Source organism: Candidatus Binatus sp. (assembly GCF_036567905.1).
Lineage (GTDB): Bacteria > Desulfobacterota > Binatia > Binatales > Binataceae > Binatus.
On record NZ_DATCTO010000036.1, the window covers coordinates 1 to 17524 of the forward strand.

At 61.0% G+C, this 17524-nt stretch carries 16 protein-coding genes; 8 read left to right on the forward strand and 8 right to left on the reverse strand.

All coding sequences use genetic code 11. The annotated features are described in order from the left end of the window. Both VIO10_RS05640 and VIO10_RS05645 read right to left on the reverse strand, forming a co-directional pair. A partial coding sequence (locus tag VIO10_RS05640; protein ID WP_331960649.1) for a helix-turn-helix transcriptional regulator occupies positions 1 to 398 on the reverse strand: 398 nt, incomplete at its 3' end. A gap of 281 nt (positions 399 to 679) precedes the next feature. Beyond that, entirely contained in the window at positions 680 to 1033 is a 354-nt protein-coding gene (locus VIO10_RS05645) for an FxLYD domain-containing protein (RefSeq protein ID WP_331960652.1), read from the reverse strand. 419 nt (positions 1034 to 1452) lie between these two features. Between VIO10_RS05645 and VIO10_RS05650 the strand changes: the two genes are divergently transcribed. Further along, positions 1453 to 2880: an outer membrane beta-barrel protein gene (locus tag VIO10_RS05650; protein WP_331960655.1), complete on the forward strand. Its 1428-nt coding sequence runs from the start codon at positions 1453 to 1455 to the stop codon at positions 2878 to 2880. A 158-nt stretch (positions 2881 to 3038) separates the two neighbouring features. Here VIO10_RS05650 and VIO10_RS05655 read toward each other — a convergent pair whose 3' ends face one another. Together VIO10_RS05655 and VIO10_RS05660 are read right to left on the reverse strand one after the other, a co-directional pair. Next, positions 3039 to 3647, reverse strand: a complete 609-nt coding sequence (locus tag VIO10_RS05655) for a class I SAM-dependent methyltransferase (protein ID WP_331960657.1) — start codon at positions 3645 to 3647, stop codon at positions 3039 to 3041. Positions 3648 to 3665: 18 nt separating this feature from the next. Beyond that, positions 3666 to 4043 (reverse strand): hypothetical protein, encoded by a 378-nt coding sequence (locus VIO10_RS05660; protein WP_331960659.1) that lies wholly within the window; start codon positions 4041 to 4043, stop codon positions 3666 to 3668. A 246-nt stretch (positions 4044 to 4289) separates the two neighbouring features. Between VIO10_RS05660 and VIO10_RS05665 the strand changes: the two genes are divergently transcribed. Together VIO10_RS05665 and glnA are read left to right on the forward strand one after the other, a co-directional pair. Further along, positions 4290 to 5303 carry a DUF1646 family protein gene (locus tag VIO10_RS05665; protein ID WP_331960661.1) on the forward strand — a complete coding sequence of 338 codons (1014 nt, stop codon included), beginning with the start codon at positions 4290 to 4292 and terminating at the stop codon, positions 5301 to 5303. Between the two features lie 305 nt (positions 5304 to 5608). Beyond that, positions 5609 to 7036, forward strand: a complete 1428-nt coding sequence (glnA, locus tag VIO10_RS05670; protein ID WP_331960663.1) for a type I glutamate--ammonia ligase — start codon at positions 5609 to 5611, stop codon at positions 7034 to 7036. A gap of 100 nt (positions 7037 to 7136) precedes the next feature. Here the strand turns inward: glnA and VIO10_RS05675 are convergent, their stop codons facing one another. The 4 genes from VIO10_RS05675 to VIO10_RS05690 are packed head-to-tail and all read right to left on the reverse strand — an operon-like array spanning position 7137 to position 12293. Next, on the reverse strand, positions 7137 to 9743 hold the full coding sequence (locus tag VIO10_RS05675) for a DUF3458 domain-containing protein (protein WP_331960666.1): 2607 nt from the start codon (positions 9741 to 9743) through the stop codon (positions 7137 to 7139). Between the two features lie 46 nt (positions 9744 to 9789). Next, positions 9790 to 11388 (reverse strand): alpha-amylase family glycosyl hydrolase, encoded by a 1599-nt coding sequence (locus VIO10_RS05680; RefSeq protein WP_331960669.1) that lies wholly within the window; start codon positions 11386 to 11388, stop codon positions 9790 to 9792. Continuing rightward, the gene (locus VIO10_RS05685; protein ID WP_331960672.1) at positions 11385 to 11630 is read right to left on the reverse strand and encodes a DUF2007 domain-containing protein; all 246 of its coding nucleotides are present in this window, start codon (positions 11628 to 11630) and stop codon (positions 11385 to 11387) included. Before VIO10_RS05685 ends, VIO10_RS05680 begins: the two co-directional genes overlap by 4 nt. Positions 11631 to 11657: 27 nt before the next feature. Beyond that, positions 11658 to 12293 carry a DedA family protein gene (locus VIO10_RS05690; protein WP_331960675.1) on the reverse strand — a complete coding sequence of 212 codons (636 nt, stop codon included), beginning with the start codon at positions 12291 to 12293 and terminating at the stop codon, positions 11658 to 11660. Positions 12294 to 12481: 188 nt separating this feature from the next. Between VIO10_RS05690 and VIO10_RS05695 the strand changes: the two genes are divergently transcribed. From VIO10_RS05695 to VIO10_RS05715, 5 genes are all read left to right on the forward strand, one after another. Next, positions 12482 to 13813, forward strand: coding sequence for a citrate synthase (locus VIO10_RS05695; RefSeq protein ID WP_331960678.1), 1332 nt, complete (start codon positions 12482 to 12484; stop codon positions 13811 to 13813). A 188-nt stretch (positions 13814 to 14001) separates the two neighbouring features. Next, complete coding sequence (locus VIO10_RS05700; protein WP_331960681.1) at positions 14002 to 15126, forward strand: PDZ domain-containing protein; 1125 nt, start codon at positions 14002 to 14004, stop codon at positions 15124 to 15126. Positions 15127 to 15469: 343 nt separating this feature from the next. Further along, entirely contained in the window at positions 15470 to 15703 is a 234-nt protein-coding gene (locus VIO10_RS05705; RefSeq protein WP_331960684.1) for a helix-turn-helix domain-containing protein, read from the forward strand. 100 nt (positions 15704 to 15803) lie between these two features. Further along, positions 15804 to 16628 (forward strand): class I SAM-dependent methyltransferase, encoded by an 825-nt coding sequence (locus VIO10_RS05710; RefSeq protein ID WP_331960687.1) that lies wholly within the window; start codon positions 15804 to 15806, stop codon positions 16626 to 16628. A 56-nt stretch (positions 16629 to 16684) separates the two neighbouring features. After that, the gene (locus tag VIO10_RS05715; protein ID WP_331960690.1) at positions 16685 to 17524 is read left to right on the forward strand and encodes an alpha/beta fold hydrolase; all 840 of its coding nucleotides are present in this window, start codon (positions 16685 to 16687) and stop codon (positions 17522 to 17524) included.

Sequence of the window (17524 nt, forward strand, 5' to 3'; positions counted from 1 at the left end):
AGAATATAGATGAAGTCGCGCTCCGAATGCACGTTGCCGAGCAACGCCACTCGCGAAAGAATCTCCATCTCGTCGCCTGAAATGTTGTGAACCCGCTGCAGTTGCTGGTTCTTCTTGAAATCATTCCAGGCCGAATCGGCCGCTGACTCGGTCTCGGGGCTCAGCAGTGCGTGCGCGCGAGGATTGGCGAGGAAAAATAGTTCACGGCGACCGAGTCCGAGTACTTCCGCCAGGCGCGTTAAAATCTTATCGGAAGGATGGCGTTTGCCTGATTCGAGGTGGCCGACGTATGGGGTGGAGGTCTTGATGCGACGGGCTACTTCCTCTTGAGTGAGGTCGAGATGGCGTCTGCGCTCACGAATGACCTGTCCAAAACTGCGTTCCTTGATGCGTGCCATTGATCCTATTCCCCTTTGTTTGTGCCGATTTGGCGCGATCTGCGATTTGACCGCATCCTCGCCAGAAAGGTGATATTCGACCCTTACAGTTAGTAGCATCAAAATAACTTAAAGACAAATATACTGCCGGTGGATTTGCACAGGCCCATTCAACAGCGCCATACGTTTGCGAACGGCGTCGTCCTACAAACTGTTAGACTTCGCGAGTTCAGGAATATTTAATGGAAAGTGGACTTATTTTGCGATTAAGCCCTATTCATGCATTTCAGGGGCGATCCCGGTCAATTTCCGTAGGGATTTCGCCCGTGATTGAGATAAATCGAAAAATCGGCGACGCCATCGTCGGCACGCGGTGGACTCTTGAAGTGCACGGCAGCTCCGCGACGGAGGCCGTCCAGCGAAACAATATCTTTGCCGATCGAGCGGCCGTCGCGATCGAAATATTGGACTTCGACCTGGAGAGGGCCTGTGTCGTCGCCGGTATTGTGAACCTCGCCTTCGACCAACACCTGGCCGCCGCTTCGCACCAGGCGAGTTGCGGCTACCTTGACCGGTTCCGTGCCGACCAAGGCGAAGAACACGTAGCCAGCGAAGCATAGCGCGCCGAGCAGAACGATGATCGCGCCTTTACGCATGCGGGGCACAGGCTGTTACGTGCGCGAGCAAGCGTTCGTCGGGTAAGTTCGGGCACCGCGCTCGCGCCTGAGTGGCGATCTCGTCGCGCGCCTCGGTCAATTCAAAATTCATGTTGCAACCGGTTCAGAGTGAAAGATTTATGCGCACTTTGCGAGCTGTGGATATCTAATCAATTCGATATTCACGATCGACCGGTTCATCTGATTAACTGCGCGGCAAATGCATCATATTCGGGCGTCACCAGCATCTACGGGGTAGCCGAAATCCATGGCCGATACTAGGGATTTTCGGCGTCGTTCAATTATTACCTCGGTATGAATCTTGAAACCATGCCAGCCGGTTCATCACCGTAGCCCGCCGCGTGCGGGCGCAGGAAGCCGCGGCCTGAGGCCGCGCATTTCGGAGGAGGGAGGATAGAGTGAACAGAAGGAAAACGACCCGGGCCGTTGCCAGGCTTTATCTAGTCGCCGGCGTCGCAGTGATTGGATTGCTGTGCAACTCGAATGCCTGGGCAGAAACGACGACAACCAAGACGGCGAAACATCATCACAAGACGGTCACCATAACCACCGTCGTCGCCAGCACCAGCGAGCAGCAGCGGCTCGACGCGCTGTCGGGCCAGATGAGCAATCTGCAAAAACAGACCGACGACACAACCAGCGAGGTCAAAAAAATAGAGCAGGCGATCACCGTCGCAACGCCGGCCACGGCCGACGCCAAGCCGGCCACGATCGGCGAGCATGTGGGGCTGGTCGAAAAGGATGTCGGCGACATCAAGAAGAATCTGTCGGACAACCTTGGCATCAGCGTCCACGGACTGGTTGACGCGGGCTACGAGCATAATATGAATCAGCCCAACGGCAACATGAATAACATTCGGGTCTTCGACGAGGACGGGTTCCAGCTCACGCAGGGCAACCTGCACATCGAGCGCGATGGGACGGTTGGATTCGTGACCGACCTGAACTTCGGCCAGGTCGCAAACGCGCTTTCGACCGCCACGCACTACTCGAACACCTCGCACGTTGGTCCCCAATGGTTCGATCCGACGCAGTACTACCTGACCTATACCGCGCCGATCGGATCGGGCATCAGCTTCCAAGCCGGCCGTTTCGTGACGATGATGGGCGCGGAAACGATCAACACGTACAACAATCTGGGCTTCAACGAATCCAAGAGCATCATCTTCGGCTTCGGGATTCCCTTCACGCACACCGGGGTCCGGGCGTCGTACACCTTCAACGATTACGTCTCCGCCAGCGCCGGCCTGAACAACGGATGGGACGATCCCGCGGCAGCCAACAACGGCGGTCCCAACTACGAAGGTGAGTTGACGCTCAACAACAAGGACAAGTCGCTGAGCTTCGTAACCAACCCCATGTGGGGTCCGAACCTGGTGGGCAAGTCCAATTCCAATCTAGGCGCGATTGATGAGGTCGCGACCTGGAAGCCGTCGTTCGTGCCCAATCTGACGCTTCAGACCGAATACCTGTACGCGAGCGAGACTGGTCCGGTAGTCAACGGTCACAGCGCGACGTGGCAGGGGTTGGCGCAGTACCTGGTGTACGACTTCAACCCCTCGCTGGAGTCGGCCACGCGCGGCGAATTTTTCCAGGACAAGGATGGGTCGCGTACCGGGACTGCCCAGACGTTGTGGGAAATTACCCAGACGCTGAGCTACAAGGTGCCCGAAGTGACGGGACTGCTGGCGAGGCTTGAGTACCGTCATGACAATTCCAGCCAGAACTATTTCTCAAACAACAACTTCGTCAGCCCGGTGACCGGCGCGCAGCATCTGTGGCACGGCCAGGACACCTTGGACGCCAACTTCATTTACGCCTTCTAAGGGAGGAGCGAATCAGACGCGCAGCGATGCGCCGGCGGCGGGTCCGAACAAGCGGGCCCGCCGCTTCCTTTTCAGGCTGAGGCATTTCGCATTGGCAGACGCGCGGGACCGGCGCGTGCAGCGCGGCAGTCAGATGACCCCGATCGTCGGACCCAGAGTCAAACCGGCTCTTTGACCCCCTCGATAATTTTTACGATGTCGAGATAGACATTCTCTTCCCGCCGAATTCGGAAACCAGCCTTTTGCACGTTGCCGACCGTATCGCGATTGAGATCCGGGCCGATGCGGCTCGAGAGCGGGGTCATCAGGTCAAGAAAGACGCCGATCAGTCCGATTCGGCTCCGCACGTGCTCGAACATCAGGATCTGCCCGCCGGGTTTGAGTATCCGATACAGCTCGCGAAGGCCGCCCACCGGTTTCGGCACCGAACAGAACGTGCAGACAGTAACAACCGTGTCGAAACTGTTGTCCGGGAACGGCAGTTGGCAGACGTCCAGCTCGCGCAGATCTATGGTTCCGTCATATGCCGCCGCTTTCACGGCGGCCTGTTCCAGCATTTTGGGGCTTATGTCAATCGCGACGAAGGACTGCTTTGGCGGAAAGAAGCGAAAGTCATTTCCGGTTCCGGCCGCCAGCATGAGGGTAGCTCCGCGCATCTTGGAGAAAAGTCGGCGCTTGTGCGGACCCATGCGGTGGTCGTCACCGAAGCTGATGAAATCAAAGCTGCGGCTGGCCGAATCCCATTTGCGCTGCGTAGCTGTATCCATAAGAAGCCTCCAATCAGGTCAGTCGCCGGCGTCAACAACTACCCCGCGAAGTGCTCGATCGTAATACTGCAAGCCGGCAACTACGATAACGCCGAACAATGCCCCAACCATGATCGTAGCCTCGATTGTTCTGGAGCCGGCCGCCATCGAATCGCGCATGCCGAAGAACATTCCGCCATACATGCCAATGATCGAGGCCGGGATCATTGCGTTGAACATTCCGATCACGGGAGCGAGAATTAACCCGAGAACAATGTGTACGACCATGCCGAGCGCCATGCCTACGATCATTGCGATGACCATATCCATGCCCGGATAAACGACGCCTCGCACCGCCAGAGCGGTAAATGCCCCGACCGCCATTCCGCCCAAATAGTCACCAATTACGAACAGCATTATCGTCCTCCCTGGTGAAATGCGCACCAATCCGTTTTGGTCCGTGATCATTTTCGCTGCCTCGAAGAGTACCTGCGCGTTCCAGCGTTGGGGAGCCTCCTGCGCTTGCGGCGGCCGCCTCTTTCCCAGGCTAATGCATTTCGCAATGGCGGATGCGCCGGAGCGGCGGGTCCGAACAAGCGGGCCCGCCGCTTCTTTGTTGCACGCGATCGATGCGTGATAGTAGCTTCTTTCCCCTCGCACCTCATGAATCACGCGTCTGCCGCCGCAGTTCTCGTCCTGCTCCTGTTCGGACCGCTCGCGATCGCGAAGATCGAGCACAATATCGAGCTCTACTGCCTCGCGCTCGGCGTGCTTGCGACCATCCTTGGGACCGGCTTCACGCGGGAGTTGATTTCAGAGGCGTTGCACGAGCCGGTCGCTATCAGCGTCGCCGTGATAATCGCCGCTCTCCTGTTCGGATGGACGCGGCGCCGGCTCGACCGGGTCTTCAACCGGCTGCGCAAGCGAGTATCGCGGCCGGTGCTGACCGCCGCGGCGATTTTCGCGATCGCATCCATCTCCAGCGTCATCACCGCGATCGTCGGCGCCTTGGTGCTGGTCGAGGTGATCGGCCTGCTACATTTCACACGCGACAAGCGGGTGCGCGTGACGGTTGCGGGATGCTTCGCGATCGGCTTGGGCGCGTCGTTGACGCCGCTGGGCGAGCCGCTCTCGACGCTCGCCGCGCGGGCGCTCAATCTGGGCTTCTTCGGGCTGTTCGATTTGCTGGCGCCGTGGGTATTTCCGGGCGTGCTTGCGAGTTCGATCGTCGCGGGCGCATTTGCCCGCGGTGAATACGACGAGGCGCCCGCGGGTGCGCACGTGCGCCAATCCTACAGCGCGATTTTCGTTCAAGCGGGCAAGGTGTTTGCGTTCGTCGCGGGCCTGGTGCTGATCAGCAGCGCTTACGGCCCGATTGCGAATGAGTACGTCAGCAAAATGAGCAACGATCTTTTGTTCTGGGCCAATACCGTGTCCGCCGCGCTCGACAATGCGACCCTGGTCGCGCTCGAAGTCCATCGCATGACCCTCCCGCGCGCGCGCGAAGCGATTCTGGCGCTGCTGGTTTCCGGGGGGATGCTGATACCGGGCAATATCCCCAACATCGTGAGCGCGGGGGCGCTCAGAATCAGGAGCGGCGCGTGGGCGAAGATTGGCGTGCCGATGGGATTGATCATGCTAGGCATCTATTTTGCTGTGATTAAATTGTTGGGCTGATGGGCGGAAAAAAATAGAGGCTCCGATGCTGGATCCTACACCCAAACGCAAGTCATTGGGCGTGCGATGCTGCTCGAATGTGCGGCAGATGCCCGTTCGATGGGCGTTGCGTTAAGGGAGTTTTCGTGACAGAAAGCGTTGTCGGTCGTAACGTTCGAATGGGTCTGGTGTGACGGCCGGTGGAATTCCCGATACGTCTCATGCCATCGTCCGCGGGTGCGGATGGCACGCGGTTTCTATAGATCGATCAATCAACAAGTATGGGTATGCCGCCCCGTTAAGCGGCCAGGAGGGTTACGGGTTCGATGACGCCTAAACAAGTTCTGCAAATGATCAAGGATAAGGGCGTGGTGATGGTCGATGTGAAATTCATCGATCTGCTCGGCACGTGGCAGCATTTCACTGCTCCGATCTCCGAGTTCAAGGATGAAGCGGCTTTCGATGAAGGGCTGGGCTTCGACGGGTCGTCGATTCGCGGCTGGCAGACGATCGACAGCAGCGACATGCTGGTGATTCCCGATCCGGATACGGCAGTGATGGATCCTTTCACCAAGGATCCCACGCTGAGCATCATCGCCAACATCTCCGATCCCATTACCCGCGCCGACTACACCCGCGACCCGCGCAACATCTCGCGCAAGGCCGAGGCTTATTTGAAGACCACCGGCATCGGCGACACGGCGTTCTTCGGACCCGAACCGGAGTTTTTCATCTTCGACTCGCTGCGCTACGACACCACGCAGAATTCGAGCTACTACTACATCGACTCGAACGAAGGTAACTGGAACAGCGGGCGCGAGGGCGCGGTCAAGGAAGGCGCGAACCTCGGCTTCAAGGTCAAGAACAAAGCCGGCTACTTCCCGGTCCCGCCGGTGGACACCCTGCAGGACATCCGCACCGAGATGGTGCTCGAAATGGAGCGGGTCGGTATCCGCGTCGAGAAGCAGCATCACGAAGTCGCCACGGCCGGCCAGGCTGAAATCGACATGCGCTTTCAGCCGCTGACCAAAATGGCCGACTGGCTGACCTGGTTCAAATACATCGTCAAGAATGTCGCGGTGCGCCACGGGATGACGGCGACCTTCATGCCCAAGCCGATCTTCGGCGACAACGGCACCGGCATGCACACCCATCAGAGCATCTGGAAGGGTGAGACGCCGCTGTTCGCGGGCAACGGCTACGCGGGGATGTCGGAACTTGCGATGCACTACATCGCGGGCATCCTGCATCACGCGCCGACGATCGCGGCCTTCACCAATCCGGGCACGAACTCGTATCGCCGGCTGGTGCCGGGCTTCGAGGCGCCGATCAACCTGGCGTATTCGTCGCGCAACCGCTCGGCCTCGGTGCGAATCCCGATGTATTCGCCGTCGCCGAAGGCCAAGCGAATCGAAGTGCGGTTCCCCGACCCGACCTGCAATCCGTATATCGCGTTCTCCGCGATGCTGATGGCGGGGCTCGACGGAATTCAGCGCCGGCTCGATCCGGGCCAGCCGCTCGACAAGGACATCTACGCACTTACGCCGGCCGAGCTGGCCGAGGTGCCGAGCATGCCCGCGTCGCTCGAGGAATCACTGGACAACCTGAAGAAGGATCACGAGTTCCTGCTCAAGGGCGACGTCTTTACGGAGGACCTGATCGAGACCTGGATCGAATACAAGATGGCGAACGAAGTCAGCGCGATTCGTCTGCGGCCGCATCCGTACGAATTCGCGCTCTACTACGACGCGTAAGCAGGGACAGTCAATCGTAAGATGGAAGGCGGCGGCCCATTTCGGGCCGCCGCTTTTTTTTGCGCGCGCGATGGATTGGTGTGGAAGCGGCTATTTCCACTCAGCCTTGATCGACCGGCTTGTCGCGTGCGAGCGCTTCGACTTTTTCGAGCCGCTCCTGCAGCTTCTGATTGTCGTCGCGAAGCTTGTCGATGTCTTCGCGCAATCTTTGCCCTTCCTCGACGCGGCTGCGGCCCTCGCCGATCGATGCGATCGCGTCGTTGGCATGGCGCTGCACGCGGCCGTCGAGGTCGCGATCGGCCAGGCGTCGCAGAGCGGGTAGCGCACGCAGATCGCCGATCTCGGCGAAAGCGGACGGGATACGCATCCGCACCATGAACTCGCGATCGTCGGCGAACGGAGTCATGAAATCGAGAATTTCGGCGCGCCGGTTGTCTTTGAGCGCCGCAAATCGCGCCAGCGCGCCCAGCGCGGCCACGCGCGCCCGCGGCGGCCGGCCGTACGCCGAGAATTCGCGGGCGACATCGATCGCGCGCTCGTCGCGCAGCTCGGCCATCCCGGCTATCGCGTGCGTTCGTATCACTTCGAGATACGAGTCGCGTCCAAGCGCCTCGAGCAGATGGGCGAAGGCGCGTTCATCGCGCGTCTTGCCGAGCGCGAGGACCGCCTCGGCCTCGACAAAGTAGCTTTCGTCGCCAGTGGCGGCGATGCCGGCGAGCGCAGACGCCGCTTTTTCGTCGCCGCGAAAATTGCCGAGCGCGCGCACGACGGCGCGCCGCGCCTTGGGATGCGGCAGCTTGAGTCCTTCGAGCAGCGCGTCGAGGGCGGCGGTCGTGCGAATTGTACCGAGCGCGGTGGCTGCATCGGCCTGCACGCCCCAGAACTTGTCGGTGAGCATTGCGTCGCGCAGTGCCGCGGTGGCTTGCGGGCTGCCCTCGGCGCCGAGCTCGCGAGCGGCTGCGCCACGGCCGATCGCTTCGGGAGCGTGGCGCAGTTCGGCTTCGAGCGCCTCGCGTCCGCGCTTGTGCTTGAGGGTCTTCACTATGTCGTGTTCGGGATCGAAGCGCACCGCCTTGGGCGCCTTGTCCATGACGAAATTGAAGACCTGCTCGCGGTCCTTTATTTCCACGCGCTGGCGCGTTTCACGGCCCTCGGCGTCCATCAGCGCAATCGTGACGGGAAAGCTGAACGCGGAAACAATCGTGTCGCCGGTCTTGTGCGTCTGCTTGACCGTGACGCTGAGCAGTTTTTTCTTGTCGTCGAAGGCGCTGGAGACTTCGATTTCGGGATGCCCTTCCTTGTATACCCACTGGTCGAAGAAAAAGTCGAGGTTGCGGCCGGTGGTGTCCTCGAACGCGCGCTGCAGATCCTGGGTGATGACGTTGGCGCCGCGATGCCGGGTGCAATAGAGGTTGAGCGACTTGAAGAACAGATCGTCGCCGCTGACACGGCGGAGCATGTGCAGGACCAGGCTGCCTTTTTCGTAGAGATGGCGATCGAACAACTCGATCGGCGTGCGATAGCGGTTGCATACGATCGGGCGGCGGTAGTGATTGGCGTCCTCGTCGAGATAGGCTTCGCGATCCTGCCGGACATTCCACGCGAACTCGTCGGCGCCGAGATTCTCTTCGCACCAGAGCGCCTCGAAGTAAGTCGCGAAGCCCTCGTTGAGCCACGCGTGCGCCCAATCGCGGCAGGTCAGCAAGTCGCCCCACCATTGATGAGCGAGCTCGTGCGCGACCAGCAGATCGCTCTTGAAGTCGAGATGCGCGCGCGCGTCGTGCAGAGTGTCGGCGGTTTGCGTGGTCGCCGAGGTGTTTTCCATCCCGCCGAAAATAAAATCGCTGACCGCGACCTGCGCATACTTGGCGTAAGGATAGGCGACGCCGATCACGCGCTCGAAAAACTGGATCATCTTCGGCGTGTTGCCAAACGCGCGGCGCGCGTCGTCCTCGCGGCCGGGCGCAACGTAGTAGGTGACGGGGACGCTGCCGGCCCGCTCCTCGATCATCGTGAACTCACCGGCGGCCAGCGTGATCAGATATGCGGAGTGCGGCACCTCATGACGCCAGTGGAAGGTGCGGGTCTTCGCCGTGGCGTCGAAGGATGTGCCGACCAGCGCGCCGTTGGAAATCGCGGTGAATTGTTCAGGTACGGTGGCGACGACTTCGCTGGTGGTTCGATTGTTGGGGTAGTCGTAGCAGGGGAACCAGTAGCGCGAGTCCTCGTCTTCGCCCTGGGTCCAGGCTTGCCGGGGCTTGTTCGGATACTCCGGGTCGGGGCCGACAAAATAGAGTCCGCGGCGCGGCTGACCCGCGTAGTCGATCGCGATCTCGATTTCTTCGCCGGCTCCCAGAGCGCGCGGCAGCGCGATCCGCAGCTTGCCGTCGGCGGTCTCGAAGGTCGCGGGCTCGCCGCCCGCGCGGACGGCGTTGATCGCGAGTTCAGCGGCGTCGAATTCGAGGCGCTCGAGAGGGCCGGCGATCGCGGAGAGTCGATGGGTCGCGGTGCCGGTGATCTTTTTCGCGTCGAAGTCGAGTGCGACTTCGAGCTTGATATGATTGATGTTGGCGGCGCGATCTCGCGCCCATTTTGCCTCGACGTGATCCGGCTGAAACGCGCGTCGTCCACGGGCGAAGGCGACGCTGAAGGCGTCGCGATCGCCAAGCTCCATCGCCAATTGATCGAGAAATCGCGGCTTGTGCATGGCGCTGATGTTATGAACCGAAGTGGCGGCGCGCAAACGGCAAGGTTCAGCCGGTTTCCACGATGACGGCTTCGTTTGCGGCGAGCGTCAGGGGGTATTTCGCGGACCCGGCCGGGCGGGCGGCGCTCGTGCTCAACAGGATTTTGCCGGCGGGCAAATCGATCTCGCGCGGCTCGGCGGTGAAATTCAGGGCGACGACAATGTGCTGCGCGGGCGTATCGCGATGGAACACCAGGCAATCTTCGGGCGCGCTATCGAAGGCGCGATAGCTGCCCTCGACCAGCGCCGGCGTTGATTTGCGCAGTTGGATCAGCCGGCGATAGAGCGAGAGCATCGAGTGCGGATCGCTCATCTGGCGTGCGACGTTGACGGCCTTGAAGTCTCCGCACGGCAGCCAGGTCCTCGCGCTCGCGGAGAATCCGCCATTGCGGGCGCCCGACCATTGCATCGGCGAGCGGCAACCGTCGCGTCCGACCGGATCGTGTATGCGATCGGCGGGAATTTCCGCGTCGCGCATCCCGATTTCTTCGCCGTAGTAAATGAAGGGCGTGCCGCGCAATGCCAGCATCATCACCGCCGCGACGCGGGCGCGTGCGTCACCGTCGCCAGCTTGCGAGTAGCGCGAGATATGGCGCGGGAAATCGTGATTCGAGAGCGTCCAGGTGGGCCACGCGCCGGCCCCGAAGGATTTTTCAGTCAGCTCGATCGCGGCGCGGAAGCGGCGCGCGTCGTAGCGCGCAAGCAGAAAGCGAAAGTTGAACCCGAGCTGAAGCTCGTCGGGCCGCAGATAGTCCGCCAGCCGTTCCTGCTCGCGCGGCCACGTCTCGCCGACCATCATCCGATCTTCGTAACTGTCGGTGACGCGGCGCAACCCGCGAATGATTTCGTGAACCTCGGGCCGGTCCGAACTGTAGAGCGGATCCTGCGTGCCTTCCGCATACCACGGGATGTCGGGGTCGCGCTCGACGCGCACGGGATTGTCGCGCAGCTGGTCGTCCTTGATGAGCCCCTGGATTACGTCGATGCGAAAACCGTCAGCGCCGCGATCGAGCCAGAAGCGGACGGCGCCGTGAATTGCCTCGACCACTTCTGGATTTCGATAATTCAGGTCGGGCTGCTGCTCGAGGAACGTGTGCAAGTACCATGACGCGGTGGCGGGGTCGTACTTCCACGCATCGCCGCCGAAGTAGCTCTGCCAGTTGCTGGGCGGACGATCCGGCGTTCCGGGAATCCAGATGTACCAGTCGCGTTTGGGATTGCTGTGCGACGCGCGCGACTCGACGAACCATGGATGCTGATTCGAGGTATGGTTGGGCACCAGATCGACGATCACGCGGATTGAGCGCCGATGCGCCTGTGCGATCAGGCGATCGAAGGCGGCGAGATCGCCGAGCTCCGGGTGGATGCCGCAATAGTCGCTGATGTCGTAGCCCCAGTCGTCGAGCGGCGACGGATTGATGGGGTTCAGCCAGATGGCGTCGATGCCGAGCGAGTTGGGCGTGCCGTCATTGAGATAGTCGAGATGCGCGGTGACGCCGTCGAGATCGCCGATGCCGTCTCCGTTCGAATCGGCAAACGAGCGCGGATAGATCTGATAGAAGACGGCGCGCCGCCACCACCCAGGATTCGGGTTTTGTACGATCACTTGTCCGTGAAGCCGAGATCGTTCAGGCGGTCGCGCGCATCCTTGGCGGCGTCGCGGTGAACCATCAGGCGGGTCGGGACCGCGGCGGTCATGCCGAGCAGCCGCGACGATCCGGCGTCAAAGACGAATGATTCGATCCCGGCTTCGTTAAGGTAGTCGTGAGCCATCCGGACCGGTGTCGGATCGATGCTGGCGAATACTTCCTCGAGTTCGGAAGGGTCGGGCGGTTCTATTCCGGGCATTTGGTTCCTTTCCTGGCCGCGACGCACTCAATCGGCGCAATTCGATGCGGACGCGATTACCTTGACCCGATTATAGATGACCGCGGCACATCCCACTATCAGAAGTATCGCGATCAAAGCGTCGAAGCGATGAAAATACGGCGCGAGATCCTTCCAGTGCTGCCCGAGTTTCATCCCGCCATAGGCTAGCGCGAGACACCATATGTATGACCCGAGCAGCGTGTAGATGGTGAACGGGACGAGTTTCATCCGCGACACTCCCGCGGGAAACGCGATAAAGGTGCGCACCACCGGCAGCATGCGGCTCCAGAAGACGGTGTGCGAACCCCATCGCGCGAAAAAGCGGTCGGCGGTGTCGAGTTCGTGCTCAGCGATGAGGGCGTAACGGCCGTAGCGCTCGATGAAAGGACGGCCGCCCCAGGCGCCGGCGAAATACGCGACGTACGAGCCGAGCAGGCATCCGGCCGCGCCCGCTATCGCGACCATATTCAGACCGAAGCGGCCGGTGGCGACCAGGTAGCCCGAGAACGGCATGATGATTTCGGAGGGCAGCGGGATGCATGCGCTTTCGATCGCCATCATCAGGACAACCCCGCCGTAGCCGAGCGCGGATATCGTCGCGATGATGAAAACCGAGATCCCGGAAACTATTTTATTGAGCATTTTATCGAGCTGTTCTTATAGCTAAAGCGCAAGCACACACAGTGGCATGGCGCGGCAGCGGTTGCGAGACGACGGGCAGCTTACCAAGGGCCTGCGGCGGCCTTGGACAGCAAATGCCGCATACTTGTATATATCTTAGACGGGAATGTCACGAACCAGAACGCCACAAACGAGTCGAGGCAACACCAATGGCAAACAATACGTTGACAATTACCGACAATCGCACCGGCAAGAAATACGAGATACCGATCGAGGAGGGCGAAGTTATTCGCGCGATGGACTTGCGTCAAATCAAGACCGCCGCCGCCGACTTCGGCCTGATGACCTATGATCCGTCGTTCGGCAACACGGCGTCGTGCCGCAGCCGGGTCACGTTCATCGACGGCGACAAGGGCATACTGCGCTATCGCGGTTATCCGATCGAAGAACTCGCCGAGAAAAGCAACTACCTCGAGACCGCGTACCTGATCGTCAAGGGTGAGCTGCCGGACCAGGCGCACTACGAGCGCTGGAAGCACAACATCACGATTCACACGATGGTGCACGAGAATATCAAGATGTTCATGGAGGGCTTCCGCTACGACTCGCATCCGATGGGAATGCTGCTCAGTACGGTCGGCGCGCTCTCGACCTTTTATCCCGACGCCAGCGATATTCACGACCTCGAATCGCGCCGGCTGCAGACCCGCCGCCTCATCGGCAAGATGCCGACGCTGGCGGCGTTCGCGTATCGGCATACCCGGGGACTTCCTTACGTCTATCCCGACAACGAGCTTAGCTACACCGGCAATCTGCTTGCGATGCTGTTCAAAATGACCGAGCTCAAGTACAAGCCCAACCCGGTGCTCGAGCGCGCGCTCGACGTGCTCTTCATCCTGCACGCGGATCACGAGCAGAACTGCTCCACCAATGCGATGCGCGCGGTGGGCAGCTCGCAGCCCGATCCCTACGCCTGCGCGGCGGCTGCTATCGGAGCGCTTTATGGCCCCCTGCATGGCGGCGCGAACGAAGCTGCTATCCGGATGCTTATGGAAATCGGTTCCGTGTCGGCCATTCCCGCGCTGATCAAGAAGGTCAAGGAGGGCGAGCGCCGGCTGATGGGCTTTGGCCATCGAGTGTACAAGAACTACGATCCGCGCGCGAAAATCCTCAAGGATTTTGCGGCGCAGGTGTTCGAGGTGACCGGCCGCAATCCGCTGATCGATATCGCGGTAGAGCTGGAACGAATCGCGCTCCAGGACGACTATTTCATCTCGCACAAGTTGTATCCCAACGTCGATTTCTATTCGGGGATAATCTACCAGGCGATGGGCTTCCCGATGACGATGTTCCCGGTGTTGTTCGCGATCCCGCGCATGTCCGGATGGATGGCGCAATGGGCCGAGATGGTGCGCGATCCCGAACAGAAGATCGCGCGGCCGCGTCAGGTTTATATCGGCGAATCGACGCGGCACTACAGCCCGATACAATCGCGGCCCAAGCCGACAGTGCACGAAGACGCGGTTAGCGAGGCAATCTAGCGTCAGTCGGATGATTTCCAAACCGTCGTGCGGCGGTGTTGTTGGCAATCGCTGGATCTACGATTGGCCTTAGTCGTATTTCCCTGCTATGGCTGGTAAAGGCACTTGGTTGAAGTTCAGGGGTGCCTAATCCAGAAGGATGGCAGTGCTGCGGTGGGTAAGAACGGCGGCAAGCAGCTGACACCATCTTGACGCTCGAAGAAGCGCTCAGGCAGTTTGCGCGCAAGAGGGCCGAAGCTGGCGCAGACACAAAGGAAGAGACCGCACCGGCCACCAACGCTCGCTTCGCTGCCATTTCGGCCACGGTCAAGCGTGAGGGCGATGCGACTGCCGGGCTCGACCTCAAGCCGGCAGATGAGGGCGCGAATGCCTCCGCTCGGCGCAACGCAGCGAACGCCGGGATGCCGGCGGGCGAGGAGATCGTCGCGCTGATCGGAGGCACTTCGCGTACGCTCGAGCAGCTCGAGCAACTCGAGGCCGCTGAGAAAGCCTACCAGGAAGATTTTCCCGCGAGCGCGCCAGACAATGCCGAGGTCGCAGACGGTTCGGAAGTTGGCGAAGCGGGCGGGGTGGCAGTCGCGGGCCGCCATGCCCTCATTGGCGACTACGCGTTCACCGCGACGGGCGCCGCCCTGATGCTGTTGGTGGCGTTCCTGATCGCTCGCGTGCCAATCGTCAATAACCAACCAGGATTGGTGGCGCATACGATCGCGATGCCGGCGCTGAAGGCATCCTCGCTGATGAGCGCGCACGAGCTGATAACGACTTTCGTCATAATCCCGAACACCGACGTCCAACTGGCGTCGGCTGGGTCCAGGCTCAAATCCGACAAGCTCGAGGCCCGAATCAAGGACACGCTCAAGTTGCGCGCCTTCCCCGATATCGGCGTGTCCGTGTCGAAGACGGGTGATGTGTATCTGGCGGGCGAAGTTTATAGCCTGGATGAGGCACGCAAGATCAGGCAAATCGTGCACCGCGTGGACGGGGTGAATCGGGTTCATTTTCTGCATCCCGACGTTCGACCGGTCGATGGTCCCGGATACTTCGGTGTGACGGCGGCGTCGGCGCCCGAAGTCTGGGGAGCGAAGGTGCAAGCCGTGTTCATCGGGTCGCCGGCGGATAAGGCAGGAATCAAGCGGGGCGATGTGATCAGCGAGGTTGACGGGAAAACGATTCCCGACGCGCAAACATTGAACGATCTCCTCGCGCACTATTCTCCCGGCCAGCGCGTGCAATTCCGCGCGTGGCATGACGGCCATCCCGAGTATCTGGTGGCGCGCTTGGGCGAGGCGACGACGGTGGCGAGCCGGTAGGCTAGCGACGCTGTTATAGCCGGGGCTTTAGGGGCGGTTATCGAACCGCCCCTTTTCCTTGCGGCTTACGCCTCGATGAACTGTTCCGTCCCGCGGAATCGACGGGCAGTCCGCAGGATTTTGATGCGCGGCGCTGACCTCTTCTGCGCGTCTTTCGCTAACCATAACGCAATGTGACGCACCTTCGGCAAGATTCTCAACCTCTGGTGGGCCGCAATGGTCAGTATTGACTTCTTCGTGGCACGGTTAGAGGCTGCATTGTGGGCTTTTGTGCGAAATCGAGCGATACGGCTCGCTTAAAGGGGAATTGGTAAATCTCCCTGGGGGGAGGCTTGGCCTTACGATGGCATCCTCGGAAGAAATTCTGACCATCGCTGAGTTGTCGGCGCATCTTCGCGTCCATCCAACCACGATTTACCGCTTGCTGCGTGAAGGGCGAATACCGGGCTTCCGGGTCGGCAGTGCGTGGCGATTCAGCCGCGCGGCGATCGAAATATGGGAGCATGAGCAAGCCGAACCAATCGGCGGAGATCCCGCGCCCACGCGCAAAGCCAAAGGCCGCAAGGCACGAAAGTAGCGGCAAACTATTCTCCGCGCGCCTGCTTTTCTGTCATTGTCAGCGAAGTCGAGCGGTCATGCTCCGCTCGGACTGACAAAAGGAAAAAGGACGGCGCGACGTGGACTCCAGCGCAAACGCAACCTCGCGGCATCGCAGACCTTCACCGGTAGCCGAGTACTTCGGCCGCTTAGCCGCCACTTATGGCGATGGCCAGTACTACGGGAATCGGCGCCGCGCGGTCCTCGAGGCGATCGCCGGGGAAATCGCGCAGGCGCGCGACGTGCTCGATGTGGGATGCGGCAACGGCGCCTACCTCGCGAAATTTGCGGCGGCGCCCGGAAATCGCCGGGTGACCGGCGCCGACTTGTCGATCGACATGCTGTTGTCCGCGCGCCGGCGAGTCGGCGTGAAATGCCGGCTGCTTTGCGCCGACGTGTCACGACTGCCGTTCAAGCCGGAGTCGTTCGATTTCATTTTCGCCAGCCACGTCCTGCAGTTCGTCGCGGATGTCGAGCTCGATGGCGTCGTGGCGGAGTTCGCGCGATGCCTGCCGCCGGGCGGGTTGCTGGTGGCGACCGGGCAGCGGGACGAAGGTTTTCGACAGCTGCTGAGCGCGATCGTCGGTCCGGACCGCTGGCGCGAATATCGCGAGGTTATCTTTCAGCGTGCGCCGCGCCGCGAAACCGATGCGGCTCCCGATGATCGCTACCAGCGGGCGTTTGCCAGCTCCGGTCTGCGCGTCGAGGAACGCACGGCGCCGTTTACGGCCGAGTGGGCGGATATCGAAGAGTTGATCAACGTCAGATGGATGCCATTGATACCCGAGGGCGAGCGCGGACAGGCAGGCGCGATGCTGGCGGAAGTCGCGCAAGCCGCCAACGCCGGCGCGTCGCGGAGTTTGACGCTGCGCGAACCGCTGATCCTTGGCTGGCGCGATAGCTGAGTCCGGCGCCGTTTGACAAGCGCGCGGTCAACCTAATAGCTAACCCACAAAAGCACATGGCGGAGAGTCTCGCGCCGATGCCCACGAAATACACCGAGGTGAAAGGATACGCGACCTACTACCACTACAGCGGCGCTACGACGCTGCCCGGCGTGGTCCCGGACTTTTCACGCGGCCGCAAGATTTTGTTCGTTCACGGCGCCGGCTCGAACGGTCACACCTGGCATCGCCAGATCGACGCGCTGGGCGCCAAGCACAGTCCGATCGCGCTCGATCTGCCCGGCCATGGACGCTCGGCGGGGGTCGAGGGGCTGCGCACGGTTGGCGACTACGCCGACTTCATCGCGGCTTTTCTCGATGCGCTGAAGATCAAATCGGCGGTGATATTGGGGCATTCGATGGGCGGCGCGATTGCGATGGACCTGGCGCTGCGGCACGGCGCGCGCGTCGAGGCGTTGATCCTCAGTTGCACCGCGCCGAAGTTCAACATCACGGCCGATCGAATCGAGGCATTGCGGGCAATCACGATGGGCCGGGCGCCGCAGGCCTTCAACACTGACGGCTATTCGCCCCGCACGGTGAAGGAAAACTTCGACGTCGTCCGCGAAGGCTGGATGGAACAAATCAAGACCGATCCGCGCGTGCGCTACACCGACATCGTCGCGTGCTCGCAGCTCGATTTGCGCGACACGATCGGGAAGATCGACAAACCGGCGCTGGTGATTGCCGGCGCCGACGACCAGGGCACCACCGCGGCCGACGCGCAGTTTATCGCCGGCAAGATTCGCGGCGCGAGCTGCAAGATTATCGCGGACGCCGGTCACTATATCCCGCGCGAGCGTCCCGCCGAGTACAACGCCGCGATCGAACAGTTCGTTTTTTCACTGCCGAACTGA